This is a genomic window from Paucibacter sp. B51 (assembly GCF_027863535.1).
Lineage (GTDB): Bacteria > Pseudomonadota > Gammaproteobacteria > Burkholderiales > Burkholderiaceae_C > Paucibacter_A > Paucibacter_A aquatilis.
Map to the genome: position 1 here is coordinate 635,830 of NZ_JAPIVN010000001.1, position 21,878 is coordinate 657,707.

The 21,878-nt window shown below is 68.2% G+C and carries 21 protein-coding genes; 10 read left to right on the plus strand and 11 right to left on the minus strand.

Annotated elements, in window-relative coordinates:
* Positions 1–14 precede the first annotated feature (14 nt).
* The 6 genes from OOB33_RS02715 (at position 15) to OOB33_RS02740 (ending at position 4,492) form a co-directional block, all read left to right on the plus strand.
* Positions 15–473, plus strand: coding sequence for a hypothetical protein (locus OOB33_RS02715; protein ID WP_271007554.1), 459 nt, complete (start codon positions 15–17; stop codon positions 471–473).
* Between the two features lie 44 nt (positions 474–517).
* Positions 518–1,462: an agmatinase gene (gene speB, locus OOB33_RS02720; RefSeq protein WP_442952984.1), complete on the plus strand. Its 945-nt coding sequence runs from the start codon at positions 518–520 to the stop codon at positions 1,460–1,462.
* A 12-nt stretch (positions 1,463–1,474) separates the two neighbouring features.
* A complete protein-coding gene (locus OOB33_RS02725; RefSeq protein ID WP_271007556.1) occupies positions 1,475–2,020 on the plus strand; it encodes a hypothetical protein in 546 nt (181 codons plus the stop codon).
* Between the two features lie 65 nt (positions 2,021–2,085).
* Positions 2,086–2,361: a hypothetical protein gene (locus OOB33_RS02730; protein WP_271007557.1), complete on the plus strand. Its 276-nt coding sequence runs from the start codon at positions 2,086–2,088 to the stop codon at positions 2,359–2,361.
* A gap of 132 nt (positions 2,362–2,493) precedes the next feature.
* On the plus strand, positions 2,494–2,790 hold the full coding sequence (locus OOB33_RS02735) for a hypothetical protein (RefSeq protein WP_271007558.1): 297 nt from the start codon (positions 2,494–2,496) through the stop codon (positions 2,788–2,790).
* Between the two features lie 58 nt (positions 2,791–2,848).
* Positions 2,849–4,492, plus strand: a complete 1,644-nt coding sequence (locus tag OOB33_RS02740; protein ID WP_271007559.1) for an ABC transporter substrate-binding protein — start codon at positions 2,849–2,851, stop codon at positions 4,490–4,492.
* A 665-nt stretch (positions 4,493–5,157) separates the two neighbouring features.
* Here the strand turns inward: OOB33_RS02740 and OOB33_RS02745 are convergent.
* From OOB33_RS02745 to OOB33_RS02775, 7 genes are all read right to left on the minus strand, one after another.
* On the minus strand, positions 5,158–5,973 hold the full coding sequence (locus tag OOB33_RS02745) for a substrate-binding periplasmic protein (protein ID WP_271007560.1): 816 nt from the start codon (positions 5,971–5,973) through the stop codon (positions 5,158–5,160).
* A 182-nt stretch (positions 5,974–6,155) separates the two neighbouring features.
* Positions 6,156–7,673, minus strand: a complete 1,518-nt coding sequence (dacB, locus tag OOB33_RS02750; protein WP_271007561.1) for a D-alanyl-D-alanine carboxypeptidase/D-alanyl-D-alanine endopeptidase — start codon at positions 7,671–7,673, stop codon at positions 6,156–6,158.
* A 1-nt stretch (position 7,674) separates the two neighbouring features.
* The gene (locus OOB33_RS02755) at positions 7,675–8,649 is read right to left on the minus strand and encodes an alpha/beta hydrolase (RefSeq protein WP_271007562.1); all 975 of its coding nucleotides are present in this window, start codon (positions 8,647–8,649) and stop codon (positions 7,675–7,677) included.
* Positions 8,646–9,839, minus strand: a complete 1,194-nt coding sequence (locus OOB33_RS02760; protein ID WP_271007563.1) for an amino acid aminotransferase — start codon at positions 9,837–9,839, stop codon at positions 8,646–8,648. Before OOB33_RS02760 ends, OOB33_RS02755 begins: the two co-directional genes overlap by 4 nt.
* Before the next feature lie 129 nt (positions 9,840–9,968).
* Entirely contained in the window at positions 9,969–10,700 is a 732-nt protein-coding gene (locus OOB33_RS02765; RefSeq protein ID WP_271007564.1) for a substrate-binding periplasmic protein, read from the minus strand.
* Positions 10,701–10,859: 159 nt separating this feature from the next.
* Positions 10,860–11,933: a tRNA preQ1(34) S-adenosylmethionine ribosyltransferase-isomerase QueA gene (gene queA, locus OOB33_RS02770; protein WP_271007565.1), complete on the minus strand. Its 1,074-nt coding sequence runs from the start codon at positions 11,931–11,933 to the stop codon at positions 10,860–10,862.
* A gap of 163 nt (positions 11,934–12,096) precedes the next feature.
* On the minus strand, positions 12,097–14,466 hold the full coding sequence (locus tag OOB33_RS02775; protein ID WP_271007566.1) for a YCF48-related protein: 2,370 nt from the start codon (positions 14,464–14,466) through the stop codon (positions 12,097–12,099).
* A 247-nt stretch (positions 14,467–14,713) separates the two neighbouring features.
* Here OOB33_RS02775 and OOB33_RS02780 point away from each other — a divergent pair, with 247 nt between their 5' ends.
* From OOB33_RS02780 to OOB33_RS02790, 3 genes are all read left to right on the plus strand, one after another.
* The gene (locus OOB33_RS02780) at positions 14,714–15,109 is read left to right on the plus strand and encodes a TraR/DksA family transcriptional regulator (protein ID WP_271007567.1); all 396 of its coding nucleotides are present in this window, start codon (positions 14,714–14,716) and stop codon (positions 15,107–15,109) included.
* A 182-nt stretch (positions 15,110–15,291) separates the two neighbouring features.
* A complete protein-coding gene (locus OOB33_RS02785; RefSeq protein ID WP_102768975.1) occupies positions 15,292–15,696 on the plus strand; it encodes a hypothetical protein in 405 nt (134 codons plus the stop codon).
* A 119-nt stretch (positions 15,697–15,815) separates the two neighbouring features.
* Positions 15,816–16,613 carry a substrate-binding periplasmic protein gene (locus OOB33_RS02790; RefSeq protein ID WP_271007568.1) on the plus strand — a complete coding sequence of 266 codons (798 nt, stop codon included), beginning with the start codon at positions 15,816–15,818 and terminating at the stop codon, positions 16,611–16,613.
* Between the two features lie 31 nt (positions 16,614–16,644).
* Here the strand turns inward: OOB33_RS02790 and OOB33_RS02795 are convergent, their stop codons facing one another.
* From OOB33_RS02795 to OOB33_RS02805, 3 genes are all read right to left on the minus strand, one after another.
* Positions 16,645–17,352, minus strand: a complete 708-nt coding sequence (locus tag OOB33_RS02795; RefSeq protein ID WP_271007569.1) for an oxygenase MpaB family protein — start codon at positions 17,350–17,352, stop codon at positions 16,645–16,647.
* Between the two features lies 1 nt (position 17,353).
* Complete coding sequence (locus OOB33_RS02800) at positions 17,354–19,081, minus strand: amidohydrolase (RefSeq protein ID WP_271007570.1); 1,728 nt, start codon at positions 19,079–19,081, stop codon at positions 17,354–17,356.
* An 86-nt stretch (positions 19,082–19,167) separates the two neighbouring features.
* Positions 19,168–19,857: a YitT family protein gene (locus tag OOB33_RS02805; RefSeq protein WP_271007571.1), complete on the minus strand. Its 690-nt coding sequence runs from the start codon at positions 19,855–19,857 to the stop codon at positions 19,168–19,170.
* 132 nt (positions 19,858–19,989) lie between these two features.
* Between OOB33_RS02805 and OOB33_RS02810 the strand changes: the two genes are divergently transcribed.
* Positions 19,990–21,159, plus strand: a complete 1,170-nt coding sequence (locus OOB33_RS02810; RefSeq protein WP_271007572.1) for a GGDEF domain-containing protein — start codon at positions 19,990–19,992, stop codon at positions 21,157–21,159.
* Here the strand turns inward: OOB33_RS02810 and OOB33_RS02815 are convergent.
* Complete coding sequence (locus OOB33_RS02815) at positions 21,150–21,872, minus strand: class I SAM-dependent methyltransferase (protein WP_271007573.1); 723 nt, start codon at positions 21,870–21,872, stop codon at positions 21,150–21,152. The two genes, OOB33_RS02810 and OOB33_RS02815, sit on opposite strands and share 10 nt — an antisense overlap.
* Between the last annotated feature and the right edge of the window lie 6 nt (positions 21,873–21,878).

The following is a 21,878-nucleotide window of genomic DNA, read 5'->3' on the forward strand; positions in this document are numbered from 1 at the left end:
GCCTCATTCACGCCATGCTGACCGACCTGATCGCCGCCTCCGCCGAAGACGCGACCGTGATTCCCCTCACCCCGGGCCACGCCAACATCTGGCCCACGCTGGAGGTCTCGGGCGTCGAGCCCACGCAATGGGCCAGCCTGCGCCTGATCCTCAAGCAGCAAGCCCTGCCCGGCGCCATGGACGCCGCCCCGGTGGCCCTGAGCCACGCCATGCAAGATTTCGAGCGCGTGGGCCCGGCCGGCGAGCAAGGCGACCCCTGGCTGGTGGCCCTGCCCGAGGAGCTGGGCACCCTGCTGGCCCAGCTCTCGGAAGACCAGTTCCCCGCCCTGGCCCGCGCCTGGCTGACGGCCGAAGCCGAGCGCCGCCCGCATTGGGAAGCCGAGGCGCTGGAGTTTCTCGTCGCGGACCTGGCTGCTTTCGCGGCAACCGCCGTGGCGCAAGGTCACCGCCTGTTCTTGTGGATCTGCCCCTGATCACTCCCTGATCGCGGCGGTGCCGGGCTTTGTTGAATGGAGCGATGACGATGAGCCACTTTGCTTTTCTCAGCCAAAACGCCTTCATGGGCTTGTCGCCCTCCCAACAAGGCAGCAGCGACACGCCCTTCGGCCTCGCCGGCATCGCCTGGGACGGCTGCGTCACCAACCGGCCCGGCGCGCGCTTCGGGCCTTCGGCCATCCGCCAGGCCAGCCAGATGCTGTGCGACGGCATCCACCCGCTGTTCGACACCACGCCCGAGGGCCAGCTCCACGACCACGGCGATCTGGCCCTGCCCAACACCAGCCTGGAGGCCATGCGCGCGGCCATGATGCCGCTGATCGCCCCGCTGATTGCGCGCCAGCACATGGTCTGGCTGGGCGGCGACCACAGCATCACCCTGCCTCTGCTGCGCGCCTACCGGGCGCAGCAGGGCCAGCCGCTGGCGGTGATCCATTTCGATGCCCACTGCGACACCTGGGTCGACCATTTCGGCGAGCCCAGCGGCCACGGCACCTGGGTCTATGAAGCAATTCAAGAGGGCCTGGTGCGGCCCGAGTGCTTCGTGCAGTTCGGCATCCGCTCGGCCGGCCAGCGCGAGGCGCGCGAGTACGTGGCCGACCAGGGCGGCCTGATCTTCAACGCCCGCGCCCTGCGCGGCCTGGACAGCCCTGCTCAGTTGGCGCCGCTGCTGCAACAGGTGCGCGAGCGCATGGCCGCCCACGGCCACCCGCCCGTTTACCTGAGCCTGGACATCGACTGCCTGGACCCCGCCTTCGCCCCCGGCACCGGCACACCCGAGCCCGGCGGCATGAGCAGCAACCAGGTCTTCAGCATCCTCGAAGAGCTGGTGCCCCAACTCAACTTCGTCGGCATGGATTGCGTGGAAGTAGCGCCGCCGTACGACCACGCCGAGCTGACCAGTTATGCGGCTGCGCAGTTTGTCTGGACGTATCTGTGCGCGCGGCTGGCACGCCGCCAGCCTTGACTCGCGGACGCGATGCTGCTGAACAAGGATTTCACCCCGGCAGAGCGCGTGCGGCTGGACGGCCTCCTTCTTGAAAAGCTGTCGCCCCAGCATGCCGACGCCGACTTCGCCGCCGTGCGCAGCAGCGCCGATCACATCCGCCATGTCTTCGGCCCCGACAACGGCTGGCCCGCCGCCTCGCTGAGCTTCGAGGAGAACCTGGCCGATCTGCAGCGCCACGCCGCCGAGTTCGAGGAAGGCCGCGCTTTCAACTACGCCCTGCTCTCAGCCGAGGGGAAAGACTACCTCGGCTGCCTCTACATCAAGCCCATCAAATCGCGCCTGGCGGTGGACGCGCGGCGCGAGCGCTTCCAGGCCCAAGCGTTTTTCTGGCTGCGCAATCCCCTGCCGGCCAACTCCCCAGCCCTCGATGCCGACACCGTGCTGCACCAACTGCAAGCCTGGCTGGCCCGCGACTGGCACTTCCGCCCCGGGGCCGTAGCCTTTCCCGGCCGGGTTCAGGGCTGGGCAGAGTGGGCGGCGATGGCCCAGCCGGGCGGCGAAGCCCGCCACGCCTGAGTTCGTGCAAGCGAGCGGCGCCGGTAGGACCCACGGGCACGCCAGCCGCTACCATGCGCGCCATCATGTACCGACTCACCATTGCTGAAAGCTTCCAGGTCCAGATCGAGGGCCAGCCGCCGCGAACCTGGTATGCGCTGGAGGGCGCCTTCGATGGCGAGCACCAACTGCCGGCCATCGGCAGCCTGCTGCTGGTGCAAACGCCCGATGGGCGCAGCGTGGCGGCGCAGCTGGCCGCCCGCTCGATCTGGGAGCGCGAGGCCTCGCTGCGCTTTCATGATCATGAGCTGGAGGAGCAGGGCTTTGCGCCGGGCTCGGTGGTGCTGTGGCGGCAGGGCTGAGCCGCTGCGGCAGCGTCGACGGACGCGTGCGCGGCATTTTTCCCTTCCGCCCAGCATGGCAGCCCGGAGCGGGGCAGATCGGTCAGAATCGCGGCCCACACCCTCAGCCACAGCCACGCCGGAGATCGACGCATGCCCGCCACCTTCCCACGCTTCACGCCCCGCACCGCCCGCCCGCTGGCATGGACGAGCCTGGCCGCGGCGGCCCTGCTGAGCGGCTGCGGCAGCTACGAGCCGCCCCAGCCTGGCGTCTACCGCGAGGTGGGTGAGAACAAGGCCGAGTACGCCTGCGGCTTGGAAACCCCGACCGCCACGCTGATGGCCGTGACCCGCTGCCGCAACATCGCCGACGCCAAGGCGCGCGGCGACCAGGCCCGCGAAGCGGCCGACTCAATCCGCACGCCGCCGCCGGACGTTCGCGGCCGCTGAGGCCGACGCAAGGGGGCAGGCGGTCTATAGTTCTCGCCAGCCTCGATTGCACAGACCGATGAACGCGCCCCTCACCTCCCCCCGTCCCCCCTCCCTTTCTTCGTGCCAGCCCAGCACCCGGGTTTCGCCAGCGCTTGCTCGGCTGAGCCTGGCCCTGGCTGCGGCCCTGCTGGCGGTGCCGGCCCTGGCGGCCAAGCCGCTGATCTTCTGCGCCGACGCCAGCCCCGAGGGCTTTGACCCCGGCCTCTGGGACAGCTCCACCACCAACAACGCCAACCGGCAGATGTTCCAGGGCCTGCTGGCCTTCAAGCGCGGCAGCACCGAGCTGGTGCCCAAGCTGGCCACGGCCTGGCAGATGTCGCCCGACGCCAAGACCCTGACGCTGACCCTGCGCCGCGGGGTGCAGTTCCAAAAGGCCCCGGGCTTCACGCCCAGCCGGGCAATGAACGCCGACGACGTGCTGTTCACCTTCGGCCGTTTTCTGAACCCCGAGCACCCGTTCAACAAGGCCTTCCCGGCCACCTTCGTCTACCCGCAGAACATGGGCCTGGCGCAGATGGTCGAGGGCCTGGACCGGGTGGACGACCACACCGTGCGCTTCCGCCTGAAGCAAGCCAATGCCAGCTTCGCCAGCAATCTGGCCATGGTCTGGGCCTCGATTCACTCGGCGGAATACGGCGCCCAGCTGCTCAAGCAAGGCCGCGCCAACCAGATCAACAACCAGCCGGTCGGCACCGGGCCCTATCGCTTCAAGTCCTACGCCAAGGACGATGTGCTGCGCATGGAGCCCCACCCCGAGTACTGGGGCAACAAGCAGGCCGGCGCGCTGGTCTTCAGCATCAGCCGCGAGGCCAATGTGCGGGTGCAAAAGCTGCTGGCCGGCGAGTGCCAGGTGGCCGCGGCCCTGCGCGATGTGGACCTGGCCGCGCTCGACGGCAAGCCCGACATCACGGTCATGAAGACCCAGGCGCTGAACATCTCCTACCTGTCCTTCAACCTGAAGAAGGCGCCCACCGACCAGCGCGAGGTGCGCGAAGCCCTGGACATCGCCATCGACCGCAATGCCATCTTCAAGGCCTTGTTCCCGCGCGGCGATGCGCTGCAGGCGGTGAGTGCGTTCCCGCCCTCCATCCCCGGCTACAACAGCAAGCTCAAGAACGAATACAACCCGGCCCGCGCCCGCGAGCTGCTGGCCAAGGCCGGCCATGCCAAGGGCCTGGAGCTGGACCTCTGGGCCCTGCCCGTGGCCCGGCCCACCAACCCCAACGGCCAGCTGATGGCCCAGCTGATCCAGCAGGACTGGGCCAAGATCGGTGTCAAAGCCAACATCAAGACCTACGAGTGGGGCGAGTACCTCAAGCGCGCCAACCAGGGCGAGCACAGCGTCTACATGAGCGGCTGGAGCGGCGAAACCGGTGACGCCGATGAATTCCTGACGCCCAATCTCAGCTGCGCCGCCAACCAGAGCGGCATCAAGTTCTGCAACAAGGAATTCGACGCCCTGATCGACGCCGCCCGCGCCACCCCCGACGCCAAAAAGCGCCAGGCCGCCTACGAGAAAGCGCAAGAGATCTTCAAGCGCGAGCGCCCCTGGATCACCATGGCCCACTCGGCCATTTACATGCCCGTGCGCCGCGACGTGAGCGGCTTCATCATGGCCCCGAACGGCAGCGTCGATTTCGAGAACGTGCAGCGCAAGTAAGCGGACAGCGGCGACGAATCAGCACAGAGTGTCCGGGTTCGTCACAGAACAGCCGACGGTTTTGCTCGTGAGGCCCAGCAGCCCGTGCCGCCACCGGGCTCATGGTTCCGGGGTCGGCCCGGGCGGGCCGACTTCCCTGCGCTGCTCGCACCTCCGGGCTGGCGCATAACTCACTCCGCTCCCTGCGTTCGCTTCGTTCAGACAGAAGCGCCAAGTCAGAACTTGAAGCGCACGAGTACGTGCGCGCCCCGAGGCGCTGTGCTGCTCGGCCCCTCACAAATCGCCCGGCATCGGCACGGGCCACAGGGCGCTTGCATCGCGATCGATCTGCCTCATCAACCGTGGAACACGCCACCTCCGAAGGTGGCTCGGCCCGCTGTTGGGCGATTTGTGCGCGGCCGAGCGCGCAGCGGAGCGGCTCAGGCGCGCGCCGAAGTTTGCTTCAAGCGCGCTTCAAGCTCTGACTCGGCGCCACTGTTTGACCACAGTGAGCGCAGCGAACGGAGGGAGATTGGCGCCGCTGAGCCGCGCAGTGAGCAGCGAGGGCAGTCGGCTCAAAGAGCCGACCCGCGAACCATGAGCCCGGCGGCGGGACGAGACACCGCAGCGAGAACGATCAAAACAGCGGAGGTCCGCAATGTGCCGATGGCTGAATGATGCGACGCTCACTTGGCGCAGGGCGAGGCCGGCAAGGCGTAGGGCCGGATCAGCTCGGCCGTGCGGCCGCGGCGGCAGAGCTCGTCCAGGGCCTTGTTGAAGCGGCGGAACTCGCGTTCGCTGATGCGTTGGCGGCTGAGGCCGAAGCTGTAGCTGAACTGCTTGGCCACGCCGGCGGCTTGCAGGCCGTTGAGGCCGTTCTCGCGCAGCAGCCACAGGGCCACGCTTTCGTTCATGAAGGCCAGGCCGTCCTCGCCGTAGCGGCCGCTGACCAGCTTGCGCAGCACAGTCAGGTTGTCGGGCTCCAGCACCAGCTGGGCGGCGTCGGCGCTGGGCAGGGTGTCGATCAGGGCGCGCAGGCTGATGGAGCTGCCCGAGGGGCCGTAGACGCCGACCTGCCGACCAGTCAGCGAGGCCGCGCCGGTGTAAGAAAAGGCCTGGCCAGCCCGTGCAAACAAGGTGTAACGCCCATCAAGCACCGGCGAAGACGCGCGAAACAGCTCGCGTCGCTCCGGCGTATCGAGCAGGGTGAACAAGCCATCGGCCTGGCCGCGTTCCGCCATGGCCAGGGCGCGTCGCCAGGGCAAGACCTCGATGCGGCAGCTCCAGCCCAGCTGGATGCAGACCTCCTGCAGCACATCGACCATGGGCCCGGCGGCCTGGCCTGCCTGCATGAAGGTGTAGGGCGGAAAGGCCTCGGTGACAAAGAAGCGAGGCGTCATGGCCCCGCTGTCCTTGCCCGCGGCCCGGGCGCCCGTGGCGGCCAGCCCGGCCAACAGCAGCGCCAGGCAGGCACGGCCTGACATGGTCATCAGCATTTGCATCGACAAGTCCTGCGTTGGGCGGGCGGGTACATGGGGGAAGCACAACTCCTGATCCTGGGCGGCGCCAGCATAGCGCGCCCAGCCCTGCGGCCCGCTGACAGCCGGGCGGACTCCCGCCTGTCAGCGCACAGCCATGGTCACGAAACGAAACAGGCCAGGCCTGGCCTCAGGCCGCCGACGGTTCACGGCGATTGCCGCGCCACCCAATCCGCCACGGCGTCCAGCACCGGCCGGCCGCGGCGGCCGGCCTGCTCGTGGTTGACAAAGGCCACCAGCACCCAGGGGCGGCCCTGGCGGTCGGGCACATAGCCGGCCAGGGCCACGGCTTCATTCAAGCTGCCGGTCTTGAGGCGGGCGCGGCCCGCGGCCGGGCTGGCCTTGAGGCGGCGGCGCAGGGTGCCGTCCACCCCGGCCAGGGGCAGGCCGCTCTGCAGCTCGGGCGCCAGCGGCAGACGGGCGGCGCGGGCCAGCACGGCAGCCAGCAGCTCGGGCCGGATGCGCTCGCGCCGCGACAGGCCGGAGCCGTTCTCCAGCACCAGGCCCTGTGCGTCCAAGCCTTGCTCGGCCAGCCACTCGCGCACCGCACGGTCCGCTGCAGCCAAGGTCTCCTCGCCGGGGCGGGCGACGGAGGCACCGAGGCGCAGATAGACCAGGCGGGTCAGCGGGTTGTCCGAGCTTTTCAGCGCGCCGCGCAGCAGCTCGCCCAGCGGACGGTCCTGATGCTGGGCCAGCAGCTGCGCGCCCGCGGGCGTGGCGGCCTCTTGCACGGCCGGACCCAGGCTGCCGCCCAGCTCTTCCCAGAGCGAGCGCAGCACCAGGGGCACGAGGGCCTGGCGGTCGACCAGGCTCATGTCCTGGCGCTGCTGACACTGGCGCGGAAAACTGCCCTCCAGGCGCAACCGCCAGCCCTGGCCCTCGGGTGCAGGCAGCAGCTGCGGGCGGCCGAAATCCAGCTCCCAGTCGGCGCAGGGGCGTTCGCTCCAGGCCAGGGCGCTGAGGTCCAGTTGCAGGCCGCGCCAGGCGGGGCTGAGGCGTCCGCGCAGGGTCTGGCTGTCGGACTCCAGGCTCAGGCCGATCAGATTGCCGTTGAGCAGCAAAGCATCGGGCACCACGTTGTAGGCCGACTCGGGGTATTCGTCGAAGGGCGGCAGCGTGGGCTCGGGCCGCGCGGGGCGGAACAGGCTGCGGTCCAGCACCAGGCCGGCCGGCACCTCGCGCACGCCCTGCTCGCGCGCCTGGCGCAGCATCAGCCAGAGGGCGCCCCAGTCCAGCTGGGCATCGGCGCCGCCGCGCAGGTAGAGCGGGCCGGCCAGGCGGCCCTCGGCATCGGGCGGGCCCTCGGTCAAAAGCTCGGTGCGGCCGCGTGTGCCGGCGCCCAGGCGGTCGAGGGCGACCACGGCAGTCAGTATCTTGATGGATGAGCTGGGCGCCATCGCCTGCTCGGCCTGCCAGCGCAGGGCGGCTGTGCGGCGGTGCATCATCTTGCCGCCGGTTCGCGCGCCTTCATCGGGCAAAGGGTAGGCCACCACGCCCAGCGCCGTGGCGGGCAGGCCGGCCTGCTCGAGCGCAGCCTGCACCGGGGCGGGCACATCAGTGGTGGCCTGGGCAGCCGGGGCGGCCTGGGCCGACGCCGCCCACAGCGCCAGCAGTGCGCTCAGCAGCCAGCCGGCCCGATGGTGGAGCTGGGCGCAGCCGCTCACGTCACTTCAGCGTGCGGACAAACTCCAGCACCTGGGCCACCATAGGCGCATTGGACTGGGGCGACTCGATGTCACCGGCCAGCACATGCTGGTTGGGGCTCTGGCTGTAGTCCACCTCGACCAGGCGCTTGCCCGGGTGGCTGAAGCGCTCAAAAGCCTGGCGCGCGGCCTGCACGTCAATGACCTGGTCGCGCGGCGAGAGCATCATCAGCAAGGGCGCCTTGACGTTCTCGAGCGCGCTGTCGCGCACCCGGGCCACCAGGGCCATCATGGGGAACAGGGCCGAGGTCGGGTACTCGTGCGTCCAGTAGCGGGCCTTGGCCGGGCTGTTGGGCGTCCAGCGGCTGGTTTCGCCGTGGATCCAGCGGGCCAGCACCCGGCCCCAGGGCCAGTTGATGACCGAGGCCCAGGCGTTCTTGGGCCCGAAATTGGGCGAGACCATGACCCAGCCGGCCACATCCTTGGCCTCGGGCCGCAAGGCCAGCCAGGCCGACAAGGTGGCGCCGGTCGAGGTGCCCATGACCAGCACACGCTCGCCGAGCTGATGGCCGATGGCCAGGGCCTCCAGCGCGTCGGCCTTCCACTCGCTGACCGTCATCTGGCCCATGGCGGCGCCGGGCCGGCCGTGGCCGGACAGGCGGGCGTAGTAGACATGGCCACCCAGCTCCTTGGCGATCAGCTCGGGCACCGGGGCCAGCTCTTGCCGCGTGGCGCTGAAGCCATGCAGATAGACCACCACCCAGGGCGCGCGCTGGCGGCCGGCCAGGCCCCAGACGATGTGCTTCTCGGCGCCCGGCGTGACGTCGCCCAGGCGCGCCTCGGCAGCGGCCAGGTGGGCGTCGAGCTGGTCCAGCTGCGAAGGCAGCGGCGCCACCGTGTCCGGCGGCAACCAGGCTTGGTCGGCGTTGCGCGGCCCCATCAGCAGCACAGCGCCCAGCAGGGCAGCGACAAAGAGGACCGGGCCTTTGGACTTCAAGCCAGCACAGCGGCCATGGCGCTGGCCGTGGCCTCAACGTTCTTGTTGTTCAGGCCAGCCACGCACATGCGGCCCGAGCGCACCAGGTAGACGCCGAACTCGTCTTTCAGGCGGTCCACCTGGGCGGCGGTCAGGCCGGTGTAGCTGAACATGCCGCGCTGGGTCAGGAAGTAGTCGAAGTTGCGGCCCGGCAGCTTGGCCGTCAGCACCTCGTACAAGGCGTTGCGCATGGCGTGGATGCGCTCACGCATCTCGGTCACTTCGCCTTCCCAGAGGCTGCGCAGCTGCGGGTCGCTGAGCACGCGGGCGACGATCTGGCCGCCGTGCAGCGGCGGGTTGGAGTAGTTGCGGCGGATCATGAACTTCATCTGACCCAGCACCAGGGCGGCCTGGGCCGCATCGGGGCAGACCACGCTGAGTGCGCCGCAGCGCTCGCCGTACAGGCTCATGCTCTTGGAGAAGCTGTTGGCGACGAAGAAGGACAGGCCGGCGTCCAGCATGGCGCGGATGGCAAAGGCGTCTTCGTCGATGCCGTCGCCATAGCCCTGGTAGGCCAGGTCCAGGAAGGGCAGCAGCTCGCGCTCTTTCAGCACCGGAATCAGCTCGTCCCACTGCATGGGGCTCAGGTCCACGCCGGTCGGGTTGTGGCAGCAGGCGTGCAGCAGCACCACGCTCTTGGCCGGCAGGGCGCGGATGGCTTCCAGCATGTCCGCAAAGCGCACACCACCGGTGGCGGCGTCGTAGTACGGGTAGGTCTTGACCTCGATGCCCGAGCCTTCGAACACCGCGCGGTGGTTGTCCCAGGTCGGGTCGGACACATAGATGGCGCTGGCCGGGAAGTAGCGCTTGATGAAATCAGCGCCGACTTTGAGGCCACCGCTGGAGCCCACGCTCTGGATGGTGACGATGCGGCCTTCGGCGCGGGCCGGGTGGCTTTCACCGAAGAGCAGGCCTTGCACGGCGTTGCGGAAATTGGCCGCGCCTTCCATCGGCAGGTAGGGGCGGGCGCCGGCGTCGGCCACCACGGCCAGCTCAGCCTTGCGGACCGAATCCAGCATGGGGATGCGGCCTTCGTCGTCGAAGTAGATGCCGATGGACAGATTGATCTTGCCCGGGCGGCTGTCCTTCTGGAACGCCTCGTTGAGGCTCAGGATGGGGTCGCCGGCGTAGGCGTCAACGTGCTTGAACATGGTGGGAGGCTCCGAGCTGAGAAGAATCTGACTCCCCGCATTATCGACCGGCTTGGCCTCAAAACCGGCACCGGGCGAGCGTCCGCAGGTGATTGTCTGCGCGGTCCACAGCCGCGCCCCCAGGGGTGCTCAGCGATAGGCCGCAACCAGACGCTGCCAGCTGCCATCGTCCCGCATGGCCTGAAATGCGTGCTCCAACTGCGCCTGGCGGGCCAGCCAAGGCGAACGGCGCGACAGCACGAGGTAGGCGGTTTCGCCCTCCAGCCGCAGGGCCAGCTTGCGCAGGTCCAGCTGCCGCTGACGCAGCAGGAGGTCGCCCTGGCGTTCGGGTACCACGGCCAGGTCCACGCGGCCCAGGGCCACCATGTCGAGCGCGACGCGGTAGTCGTTGACCTCTTGCAAGCGCAGCCCCGGCAGCGCGTCGAATGCTGCGCCATAGCGCTTGCCGCGGTGGACTGCGATCATTCGCCCTTCCAGATCCGCCAGTCGGCGCAGGGGCGGTGCATCCGGCCGGCCATAAAACACCTTGTCCTCGGCAGGCAAAAGAACCTGGGTGTAGCTCAGAAACCGCTGGCGCTCGGGGGTCAGCAAGGGCCCCAGCATGAGGTCGGCCTCGCCGTTTTCCATCATCTTGAAGGCCCGCGCCGAAGGCACCTCGATGAAACTCACGGGCCAGGCCAGACGCCTCGCCGCCTCGCGCATGAGATCAAAGTAGAGGCCTGAAGGGCCGTCGGCACCGAACACCCGATACGGCGGATCGGCACTGCCGACCACCCGCAAGGCGGACTCCTGCGCCCGCAAACCGCGCCCGCCGGCGCCGCCGAATCCCAGGCCGGCCAGGGCCAGCAGCTGGAGCAGCACGCGTCGACATGCTCGCGGTGAACCGCAAGCGCTGGCATCGCCCCATGAGCGGTCCCGCATCGACAGCCTCCTTGCTGCTCGCAGCACGCTGAAGCTGGATCTTAGACGCCGGCCCGCCACCCGCGGGCCGAACACCATTCAATTCATTCCGTCATTCACTCAGTCGCCGGCGCGCTGCAGCAGCATGGCATCGCCGTAGCTGAAGAAGCGGTAGCGCTGCGCAATCGCGTGGCGGTAGAGCGCCATCACCCGCCCATGTCCGGCCAGGGCGCTGACCAACATCATCAAGGTGCTCTTGGGCAGGTGGAAATTGGTGACCAGGCTGTCGACCACGCAGAAGTTGAAGCCCGGCGTGATGAAGATCTCGGTCTCGCGCGCCCCGGCCACCAGCGTGCCGCCTTGCGCGGCCGATTCCAGCGCGCGCAGCGTGGTCGTGCCCACGGCCACCACCCGGCCGCCGCGTGCCCGGCAGGCGGCCACGGCGGCCACCGTCTCAGCCGGCACCTCGAACCATTCGCTGTGCATCTTGTGCTCGCTCAACTGCTCGACGCGCACCGGCTGGAAGGTGCCGGCGCCCACGTGCAAGGTGACATGGGCCGAGGCGATGCCGCGCTCGCTCATGCGGGCCAGCAGGGCTTCGTCGAAATGCAGGGCGGCGGTCGGCGCGGCCACCGCGCCGGGCTCACGGGCGAACACGGTCTGGTAGCGGCGCACATCGTCGGCCTCGTCGGCATGCTCGATGTAAGGCGGCAGCGGCACATGGCCATGCTGTTCCAGCAGGGCAAAGGGGTCGCTGGGAAAGCGCAGATGGAACATGCCGCCGTCGGGGCCGCAGCGGCCCAGCACCTCGGCATCAAAGGCCTCGTTGAAGCGGATCCAGCTGCCCGGCTTGGGCGATTTGCTGGCCCGCACATGGGCCCAGACCTCCTGCGTGCCGGGCAGCACCCGTTCGATCAGCGCCTCGACCGAGCCACCGGTCGCCTTGGCGCCGTACATGCGGGCCTTGATCACCTTGGTGTTGTTGAAGACCAGCAGGTCGCCGGGGTTGAGCAGATCGGGCAGCTCGCGAAACACGCGGTCCACCGGCACATCGCTGCGGCCATCAAGCAGGCGCGAACCGCTGCGCTCGGCCGCCGGATGCTGGGCGATCAGCTCGGGCGGCAGTTCGAAATCGAAATCGCTGACGGTGTACTGGGGCGTGACGGAAGAGGAGGACGAAGAAGAAAAAGACATGGGGTTTGAGGGCCGGACAGACCCGTGCCAAAGACTGCGGAAGTCGCAGATTTTCCCATGCCCGTGGCGGCGAGCCGCAGGCGGCCTCCAGAAACAAGAAAGGCCGAGGCGCCTTGCAGCGCCTCGGCCTTCAGCTCCGTGGAGCCGGCTCAACCATCCAAGCTCAGTTGCCGCCCGATCCGGTGGCCAGCAAGGTGCCTTCGGCGCCGACGATCCAGCCGGTTCGGATGTCCACGATCTGCACCGAGAACAGCGACTTGCGCGTGCCCGAGGCCTGCGGGGTCCAGGTCTTGCCACCGTCGCGGGTCACCAGGATCGTGCCTTGCTCACCGACGATCCAGCCGTTCTTGGCATCCAGGAACTGGATGTCGAGCAGGCCGGCTTGCGAAGGCACAGGCACCAGCTGCTTGGTCCAGCTCACGCCGGCGTCGTCGGAGCGCAGCACGGTGCCAGCGGCGCCGATGGCCCAGTAGGTCTTGCCATCGGGCGAATAGACGCGGTTCAGCGTTTCGCGCAAGCCGGTGTAGCGCAAGGCCCAGGTCTTGCCGTCGTCGCTGCTCTGGGCAATGGCGCCACCGCTGCCCACCGCGGTCAAGGCCGTTCCGGCTTCGACGCGGATATCCATCAGCGTAAAACTCGGCTGGGGCAACTCGGTCCAGTTGCTGCTGCCATCACGGGTCAGCCAGAACTTGCCACCGTCGCTACGGGCCCAGCCCTTGCTCTCATCGGTGAAGCCCATGCCGGTCCACAAGGTGCTGCCCAGACCCGAAGCCCAGCTTTCGCCACCATCGGACGTCTTGTAGAGGCGACGGTCCAAGCTCAGCAAATAACCGGTCTTGGCATTCAGGAACTGCAGCCGACCGCCGTTGTAAGGGTAGTAGCTGTTGCTATTGAGATCCGAGCGCTTGAGCGTCCAGGTCTTGCCGCCATCGGTACTCTGGTACAGCTCTCCACGGGTGTTGACCATGGCACCGTTCTTGGCATCGCGGAAGGCCACCGAATGCGGCGAACCTTGGGAGCTGGAGCTGCCCTCGCGCACAAGCACCCAGGTCGCCCCTTTGTCCAGGCTGACATAGCTACCACGCTCGCTGTCGACCAGCATCAAGGCGGCGCCGGCTTCGCGGAAGGCCAGGGAGTTGAAATAGCTGTTGGACTTGAACGCAGCGGGCAAGCTCATGTCCTTCCAACTGCGGCCCAGGTCATCGCTGTATCGCAGGACCGTATCCCATTGGGCGTAGAGGCGGGCGCCTTGAGCAAAGACCGTGCGCAGTCCGTAGGTGCCGACCGGCGAGGCTTGCACCCAGCTGGCTCCGCCATCTTCGGAGCGGTACAGCACGCCACCCATCTGGCCGACCAAGGTCTTGGCGGCCCCATCCAAAGAACGCAGCTGCAAGGTGTCGGAATCATTGCCGAGGCCCGTGATGGCCAGGCGCGACCAGGTCAGACCCGCGTCATCGCTGCGCCACAGGGCTTGTCGATAAACATACTGGTACGTGACAGGATCCCAATTGCCATAATTGCGGGCCCGCACGATCACCGTCTTGTCGCCAACCGGATTGATTGACGTGCTGTAACCATAGAAGGAGCTTCCGTCGGTGTCCTTGAGTTGCAGTACATCGACCGCTGTGGCCTTGATGCTGCTGTAACGCTGCAACTTATCGCCCGCCAAGCTCAAGTAGGCGCCACCTGCCGTGCCGACCAAGGCATTGCCCGTGCTCATGCTCCAAGTTTTTCCAGCATCGGGGCTGAGGTAGATCGTCCCGTACGCGCTGTACTGCAGGCTGCCATCGGCCAGGATGGACAGCTTGCCGCTGTCATTGTCAAACTGCCAGGGAGCTGCCACCGCCGTCCAGGTGCTGCCACCGTCGCGGGTGCTGAGCAGCGTGCTGTTCGCACCACGGACCCAGCCGATCTTGTCATCGACAAAGACCACTTCTTGCAGGTCCGCGTTCACACCGCTTCGTTGACGCACCCAAGTTTGACCGCCATCGACCGTCTTGAAGATTTCACCGTAAGCGCCCACGCGCCAGCCCGTGGTGGCAGTGGCAAAGGTGATCGAGCTCAGGGCGTGGCCGGTCGGCCGCGGCGCCTGCCAGCACCAGCCGGTTTCCTGGGCGCCCGTGCACTCCAGGCCGCGCACGGCCGCCTGGTTGTTGACCGAGATGGTGGTCTTGACTTCCTTGAACTGGCCGGCCTCGTTGCTGACGCGCAGCTTCACTTCATAGTCGCCCGGCTTGGCAAACTGGTGCTTGGGCGCGGCCTCGGTGCTGACGGCCGTGCCGTCGCCGAAGTCCCAGCTGTAGGAAAGCTTGCTGACTGTGGCGGCGCTGTTGCCGAAGGCGGTGGGCTCGGCGATGTCCCCGACCGTGGGGGCGGTGATGCTCAAGGTCTCGGGCACCGGCGTGGGTGGCACCGGCGGGGGCGCCGGGGGTTCCGAACTGCCACCGCCACCGCAGGCGGTCAGCACCAGCGCCAGGCCCGGCGCCAAAGCCCAGCGCGTCACGCGCTCGGCCATGCGAGATGGTTTCATCATGGATTGTTTCCCTCGTTGAGTCGTTGTTCTTGACAAGGCTCCGCAGCGGATGGCCCGCGCGCGCACCTCGGCTCGTTACTACTTTTTACAAACGGGCGCGATGGTACGAGATGCCATGCGCACAGCGACTCCCTCTTTTGGGGGAGTCTGGCCGCCCCGGGGGTCGAAGCCAGGCGCCTGCACATGGCTTGAGCCAGGTCAACACCGCCGGCCTCCAGGCTGCCAAGATGGCATCAAGGAGATCGCCATGACGCCACGCCTCAACGCCACCCAGATTCAACAGCTGCGCGAGGAATTGCTGCGCCGGCAGCGCGAGCTGGAACGTGAACTCGACGGACAGCTGGGCACGCTGAGCCGGGTCGAACATGCGCGCGAAGCCTTGCTGCAGGACGGCGATGGCAACAGCCAGCGTGAGCCGGCGCTGGATGCCAGCCGCGAAGTCGATCTGGCGCGCAGCGACCAGACCCTGCAATCGCTGCGCGAGCTGATCGCCGCCCTGGGGGCCCTGGATCACGAGGACTTCGGTCTTTGCCAGGACTGCGGCGAGGCGATTGCGTTCGCCCGCCTCCAGGCCAGCCCCAGCAGCCGGCGCTGCCTGCAGTGCCAGGCCCAGCATGAAGGCGCGCAACCCCATCTGCACTGAAGCAGCGGATGCCCGGCTGCGCCAGGGCCACCAGCCTCGACCAGCCCCCCCCAGTGCGCGAGCAGACAGACAGGTCGCCGGAATGCCACCAAGGTCTGGAAGCACCGCTGTACCGCTCGACGTTTTGTTCGCCCCCTTCTTTTCTTTTCTCGAAACCCCGTTCATTCACAAGGACCGCAAGCATGAGCTCCACCCCCACCTCGCACACCACCACCTTCCACGCCGTTGTCTGGCTCGACCATCAGCAAGCCAAGGTTCTGCAGTTCGACGCCGAGCATGTGCAGGCCGAGAAGATCAAGGCCCACAGCCACCACACCAAGCAACACGGCAGCGCGGTGCGCAGCGAGCATGAGTTCTTTGGTGAAGTCTGCGAGGCGCTGAAGGGCATCGAGGAAGTGCTGGTGGTCGGATCGAGCACCGCACAAAGCGACTTCAAGCACTACGCCGACAAGCACCGCCCGCAGATCGCCAAGCACATCGTGGCCTACGAAACCGTGGACCACCCGACCGAAGCGCAGCTGGTGGCTAAAGCGCGCCAGTTCTTCGTCAAATATGACCGCATGGCCGGCACGCCGTCGCCGATGTAAGTTTCTCGGCGGTCTGACGACCGTAGACTGCGGCCCTTGCAGTTCTTCTTGAGCCTGGGACGTGGGTCGACAGTTGCTGCGCCCCTCGGGGCGCTTGTTCGCTTTGCCGCTGGATCGCTATGCGCCGTCGTGAATGCACGCTGGCCGGCCTGAGCGTCTATCTAGGCCTGGGCATTGCTGCCGCGCAGACGCGGCCCATGGCCGCCCTGCCCTCAGCCCCTCTGCAAGCATTCACCGAGCACCTGCCGCCCCTGAACTTCCAGGACGAAGCGGGCCAGACCGCCGGCTTCAGCAGCGAACTCCTGCGCATGATGGCCGCTCAGGCACGCCTGGAGCTGGACATCCAGGTCCAGCCCTGGCCGCGTGCCGTGCAAGCGGCCGCGGCACAAAGCAACAGCATTCTTTACTCGCTGACCCGCCTGCCCGAACGCGAGGGCAAGTACCGCTGGGTCGGCCCGATCAGCGAGCGCCGCATCATGCTCTACAGCCTGAGCAAGCGCCGCGACATTCCGGCCCTGAAGGACTTGAAAGACCTGCGCGAACTGCCCCAGCTGCGCGGGCTCAAGGTCGGCGTGGTGCGCGAATCGGCGGCCGCGCGCCAGCTACAAAGCGAGGGCCTGCGCGCCGGCGAGGAGCTGGAGCTGGCGCTCGATGACGGCAGCAATCTGCGCAAGCTGCTGGCCAGCCGCATGGACCTGATCGTGCTGCTCGACTGGGCCGCCGCATGGCACCTCAAGCAGCTGCGCCTGGACTACAGCACCCTGCGCCCTGTGTTGGAGCTGGACACCCGCCACAGCTACTGGTACGGCCTGCATCCGGACAGCGACGATCGCGTGGTGCTCGGCCTGCAGGCGGCACTCGATCAGCTGCGCCGCGACGGCCGCTACGCCCGGCTGCGCCAGCGCTACTTCAGCTGACGTCCGATTCAGACGGGCTCAGCTCGGCCAATCAAGTCGTGGTCCAGCGCAGCCAGCCGCGCAAGGCCCAGGCGACCGGCCCTGCCGCGACGGGCAGCTGCAGCAGCGCCGCCAAGGCCGGGTCCATGCTGACCCGCATCAGCTGCCGGAACAATGACCGGCTGCCGTGCGGCAAAGACAGCGTCACCACCTCCTGCAAGCAAGCGGACGCCAGGCGCTGGCCCTCGGGCGTGAAGCGCCAGTGCCGCGCCTCATAGCGCTGCTGAAAGTCCAGCCACTGCGCCGGGCTCAGGCGGACCTCGGGAATGCCCATGGCCTCGCCCACCTGGGCCCAGAAATCCAGCAGCAGGGTCTGCTCGGCCTCGCTCAGCGGCGTGCCGCCGTGGGCGGCGTTCCAGCGCAGGGGCTCCAGCATGAAGAGCGCCAGCACATAGCGGAAATCGTCGGCTTCGGCCCGCACCGGCGCATGGGCGGCGCGCAAGCGCTGCAGCGCCGCCTGGCCTTGCGGCGAGCCCAGGCCATGGCAGATCAGCTCGCGCAAGGTGTTGCGCGTACGGGCCAGGCGCGCCTGGGTGCGCGGCACCAGCTCGCTGTGGCTGTAGAACACCTGCACCAGCTCGCCCACCGCCATGGCCCGGATCAGGGCCAGATAGGTGCCGATGCGGAACATGCGGCGCCGCCGGGCGCCGTAGTACAGCGCCTGGACGGTGGCCGCCTCGGGATGGCGATCCGCGCGCAAGTCAGCGGGCCGCCGGAGCGCGGTAAATGCTGCGGCCGGCCTTGATGGTCTCGCGCACCTGGATGCTGCGCAGCTGGGCCGGCGGCACGGTCAGCGGGTTCTTGGACAGCACCACCAGATCGGCCAGCTTGCCCACCTCCAGCGAGCCCTTGCTCGCCTCCTCGAAATGCTGCCAGGCGGCCCACAAGGTGATGGACTTGAGCGCCACCTCGACCGGCAGGCGCTGGTCCGGGCCCAGGATGTCGCCGCTGCGGGTGCGGCGGTTGACCACCGCGTCGAGGATGGCGATGGCGTCGGGGAAGGCCACCGGCGCATCGTGGTGCTGGGTGAAGATCATCTGGCGGCGCAGCGCCGATTGCGCCGGCGAGATGCGGTCGCCGCGCACCGGGCCCAGGGTCTCGTCGCGGTGCCAATCGCCCCAGTAATAAGCATGCATGCCGAAGAAACTCGGCGTCACGGCCAGGCGCTTCATGGCGTCCAGCTGGTCCTCGCGCACGGTCTGGGCATGGATCATCACCGTGCGCCGGTCGGCCGCGCCGTACTTGGCCGTGGCTGCGTCGACGGCGCGCAGCATCTGGTCGGACGCCGCATCGCCATTGGTGTGCACCAGCAGCTGCCAGCCCTTGGCATAGGCTTGATCCACCGCCTGCTGGGTGGCCTCATCGCTGAGCGCGGGGTAGCCGCGGTAGTCGTCGGCCTTACCGGCCGGCGGGTGGTGATAGGGGTGGGTCAGGAAGGCCGTCTTGCCCTGGGGCGAGCCATCGAGGCTCAGCTTGACGCCGCCGATGCGGAAACCGCCTTTGTACTCGCGGCCCCAAAAGCCGCCCGGCTGGTCCATCAGGCCCGCAGTGAAGGGCAAGGTGATGTCGGGGTAGGAGACCAGGTCGATCAGCATCTTGCCGCCTTGCGACAGCGCCACCCAGGTCTTGTTGCTGGCCTCGTCCGAGCGGCCGTCCTGGCCGGTGGTGAAGCCGAACTTGGCGTACAGCTTCTGGCCCTCCAGCAGCATGGCGGCATAGTCCTGCGGCGAGGGCTGGACCAGGCCCATGCCGGCACTGAACCAAGCGGTTTCTTCCAGCACGCCGTTGGGCGTCTTGCCATCGGCCTCGCGCTGGATGTGGCCACCTTCGGGGTCCTTGCTGTCGGCGTTCAGGCCGGCCAGCTTCAATGCCTTGCTGTTGAGCACGCCCAGATGGCCGCTCTGGTGAATGATGATCACCGGAAGGTCTTGGGACACCGCGTCCAGCTCCTGGCGGGTGGGCGCCCGGCGCTCTTTCAACTGCGCCTCGTCATAGCCGAAGCCAAGGATGATCTTGTGGCTGCGCGCCACCGGGCCCTTGGCGTAGTCGCGCAGCAGGCCCTGGATGGCGGCCACGCTGCTGCCCTTGCCGTCCGGCGGCGGCAGCAGATTGGCCGAGACGGCCTGCAGGCCCGTCAGCGAGACATGGCCATGGGCATCGACAAAGCCCGGCAGCAAGGCCTGACCCTTGAGGTCCACCACCCGGGTCTTGGCGCCTTGCAGGGCGCGCACCTCGGCCTCGCTGCCCACCGCCTGGATGCGGCCGGCACGCACGGCCAGGGCCTGGGCGCTGGGCTGGCCATCATTCATGGTAACCACATCACCGTGCAGGTAGATGGTGTCGGCCGGCAGCGGCGCTGCGGCCTGCAGATTCAGGCTGAAGGCCAAAGCGCTCAAGACCAGAGCACGCGGAAGATCGACAGGACGCATGGGCAAGGCTCCCGGGGCAGCATGCCCCAACCGAGGAAGCGCCAAGAATACTTGAAGGCCGTGACCCCAGCCCGGCCCGCAGCCCGTCAAAGCACGGCGTAACGACCCGGCTTGTGGTTGACGGCGATGAAGAGGTTCATCACCACCGCCGCCAGCACCGAATAGGCCACGCGGGTCGGGTCCACCACGGTCAGCGCGCACAGCACGATCACGCAGTCGATGCCCATCTGCACCTTGCCGGCCCGCCAGCCTTTCGCATGCTGGAGGTAGAGCGACACGATGGTGGCGCCGCCCAGGCTGGCACGATGCCGGGCCAGAAACAGGCAGCCCGAGCCGAGCAGCAAGCCGCCCAGCACGGCGGCATAAGCCGGGTGCAGGCGCTCGATGGCGAAGAGCTTGGGCGACCACTCGGTCAGCGCCGACAGCCAGGCGATGGCGATGAAGGTCTTGAGTGTGAACTCGCGCCCCATGCGCTGCCAGGCAAACCAGTAAAAGGGGATGTTGATGATGAAGAACAGCTTGCCCAGGCTGATGCTGGTGGCGTAATGCAGCACAAACGCGGCGCCGGCCGTGCCGCCGGTCAGCAGGCCGACCTGGGCAAACAGGATCAGGGCCAGGGACACGAAAAGCACGCCGGTGAAGATGGCCTGGGCATCTTCAAACGCGGTGTGGGCATGGATGCTGGGATCGAAATACGGCGCGCTGGCGCGGGACGGGCCGGCGGCGGGAGCCGGCGCGGCAGGAGCGGGAACAACAACTTCTTCTTCGGAACGCATGCGCGCAGTGTGCATGAAGCGCCACAGTGAGGAAAGAGCGCCACGCCCTCCACTGGGGGGCGAGCACATTCCCTCTGCACCTTGGCGAGCTCCGGCGCTAGCATGGCCCGGACCACCCCGAGGAGTGCATCCATGCGCTGGCTGAGAGCCCTGCTTCCCGCCACCCCCACCCAGGCCGCCGAGCTGGACGAGGTCCACGCCGCCCTGATCGAGAACATTTGGCAAGGCGGGCTGTGGATCACCTTGATCGGCGTGCCGGCCTCGCTCACCCGCGCCTTCAGCACCGGCTGGCTGCCTCTCTACAGCCTGTTCCTGGCCATCGGTCTGGGCTACCTGGCGCTGCACTCGCAGCGCCATCGGCTGAGCTGGCGCCTCAAGGGCCTGATCCTCAACAGCATCTTCTGGTGCGTGGGCATGGCGGCCCTGGTGTCACTGGGCTTGCTGGGCACCGGCCTGCTCTGGCTGCTGGTCAGCTGCATGCTGATGGCCCTGATCTACCCGCCCCGGGTCGCCCTGCTCGGCGTGCTGGCCGCGGTGCTGCTGATGAGCGGGGTCGGGGCCGGCTTTTCCAGCGGCATGCTGCGCCTGTCTTTCGACCCGCAGCACTATATGGTCACGCCCAGCGCCTGGCTGGCCACCCTGCTCACCACCATGGCCGTGGTAGCCCTGGTGCTGACGGCCCTGGTCTCCTTCCGCCAGGCCCTGCTGGGCATGCTGGCCGAGCTGCAGCGGCAGCGCGATCTGATCGCCCAGCAAGCCATCCACGACCCCCTGACCGGCCTGCCCAACCTCAGCCTGGCCACCGATCGGCTGAATATGGCGCTGCACGCCGCGGCCCGCAGCCAGGCCCGCGTCGGCCTGCTCTTCATCGACCTGGACGGATTCAAAGACGCCAACGATCGCCACGGCCACGCCGCCGGCGATGCGGTGCTGAAAGAGGTGGCGCGGCGGCTGCAGCAAGCCCTGCGCGCGCGCGACACCGCGGCCCGCATCGGCGGCGATGAGTTTCTGGTGGTGCTGAGTGAGCTGAGCGACGCGCAGGCCGCCACCGCCGTGGCCGAGAAGTTGGTCCAGTCACTGGCCGCCCCCATCGACACGGCCGAGGCCCAGCTGCACATCGGCTGCAGCATCGGCATCAGCCTGTACCCCGACCATGGCGACAACAGCGGCCTGCTGCGCCGACGCGCCGACCTGGCCATGTACACCGTCAAGCGCAACGGAAAAGGCGGCTGCGCCCTGTTCGACGCAGCCTACATGGAGACCAACGCCGCGCCCCGACCCTCAGACCCGGCTCAGACCTGAGGCTTGCGCGCCCGCATGACCCACAAACACTCGGCGCCAAACAGCGCGCTGCCCGGGGCCTGGGCACGCATGGGCCGCAGGCATTCGATGTCAAACGTGGCGCCCCAGAAGCCGCGCAGCTGATCCTCGTCGTAGCCCAGCCCGCCTCCCAGGGTGCCGCGCTCGTAAACCTCGTCATCGCTGAGGCCGCTGCCGCCCTCGGGCCGGAAGCAGCACAGCGCCAGCACGCCGCCCGGGCGCAGCCAGGCCAGCAGCTGGTCCCGGTACAGCGCGCGCCGATGGGGTGGCAGGTGGTGAAAACAACCGGAATCACAGACCAGGGCGTAGTGGCCCAAGGGCCGCTGCAAATCAAAGACTGAACAGGCCGTCAAGGGCAGGCTGGGCAGGCCGGCCTCCCGGGCGCGCTGGCCCGCCCAGGCGATGGCCTCGTTGGCGTAGTCCACACCCTCGGCAGCAAAACCGGCCAGGGCCAGGTAGACCGTGTTGCGGCCGTTGCCGCAGCCCAGATCGAGGGCCGGGCCGGGCTGGATGTCTCCGGCCTCCACCCAGGCCGCCAGGCTCTCATCGGGCGCGCGCCCAAAGAAGGGCACCTGCCGGCCTTCGCGCCGGGCATAGAACGCATCCCACCATGCGCTCTGGCGCTCGCTGAGCACCTGGTCCAGACGCTCGATCTCGGCTGCAGCCGGGGGCTCAGGAAACAGAAGGTCTTTCATACCCCT

What these genes read in the sequence shown, in the direction of transcription:
- OOB33_RS02715 (WP_271007554.1), top strand. Translation starts at nt 15, where the DNA reads ATGCTGACCGACCTGATCGCCGCCTCCGCCGAAGACGCGACCGTGATT.
- OOB33_RS02740 (WP_271007559.1), top strand. Translation starts at nt 2,849, where the DNA reads ATGAACGCGCCCCTCACCTCCCCCCGTCCCCCCTCCCTTTCTTCGTGC.
- OOB33_RS02790 (WP_271007568.1), top strand. Translation starts at nt 15,816, where the DNA reads ATGCGCCGTCGTGAATGCACGCTGGCCGGCCTGAGCGTCTATCTAGGC.
- OOB33_RS02760 (WP_271007563.1), bottom strand. Translation starts at nt 9,839, where the DNA reads ATGTTCAAGCACGTTGACGCCTACGCCGGCGACCCCATCCTGAGCCTC.
- OOB33_RS02780 (WP_271007567.1), top strand. Translation starts at nt 14,714, where the DNA reads ATGACGCCACGCCTCAACGCCACCCAGATTCAACAGCTGCGCGAGGAA.
- OOB33_RS02810 (WP_271007572.1), top strand. Translation starts at nt 19,990, where the DNA reads ATGCGCTGGCTGAGAGCCCTGCTTCCCGCCACCCCCACCCAGGCCGCC.
- OOB33_RS02735 (WP_271007558.1), top strand. Translation starts at nt 2,494, where the DNA reads ATGCCCGCCACCTTCCCACGCTTCACGCCCCGCACCGCCCGCCCGCTG.
- OOB33_RS02775 (WP_271007566.1), bottom strand. Translation starts at nt 14,466, where the DNA reads ATGATGAAACCATCTCGCATGGCCGAGCGCGTGACGCGCTGGGCTTTG.
- OOB33_RS02805 (WP_271007571.1), bottom strand. Translation starts at nt 19,857, where the DNA reads ATGCGTTCCGAAGAAGAAGTTGTTGTTCCCGCTCCTGCCGCGCCGGCT.
- OOB33_RS02725 (WP_271007556.1), top strand. Translation starts at nt 1,475, where the DNA reads ATGCTGCTGAACAAGGATTTCACCCCGGCAGAGCGCGTGCGGCTGGAC.
- OOB33_RS02800 (WP_271007570.1), bottom strand. Translation starts at nt 19,081, where the DNA reads ATGCGTCCTGTCGATCTTCCGCGTGCTCTGGTCTTGAGCGCTTTGGCC.
- speB (WP_442952984.1), top strand. Translation starts at nt 518, where the DNA reads ATGACGATGAGCCACTTTGCTTTTCTCAGCCAAAACGCCTTCATGGGC.
- queA (WP_271007565.1), bottom strand. Translation starts at nt 11,933, where the DNA reads ATGTCTTTTTCTTCTTCGTCCTCCTCTTCCGTCACGCCCCAGTACACC.
- OOB33_RS02815 (WP_271007573.1), bottom strand. Translation starts at nt 21,872, where the DNA reads ATGAAAGACCTTCTGTTTCCTGAGCCCCCGGCTGCAGCCGAGATCGAG.
- OOB33_RS02730 (WP_271007557.1), top strand. Translation starts at nt 2,086, where the DNA reads ATGTACCGACTCACCATTGCTGAAAGCTTCCAGGTCCAGATCGAGGGC.
- OOB33_RS02745 (WP_271007560.1), bottom strand. Translation starts at nt 5,973, where the DNA reads ATGCAAATGCTGATGACCATGTCAGGCCGTGCCTGCCTGGCGCTGCTG.
- OOB33_RS02785 (WP_102768975.1), top strand. Translation starts at nt 15,292, where the DNA reads ATGAGCTCCACCCCCACCTCGCACACCACCACCTTCCACGCCGTTGTC.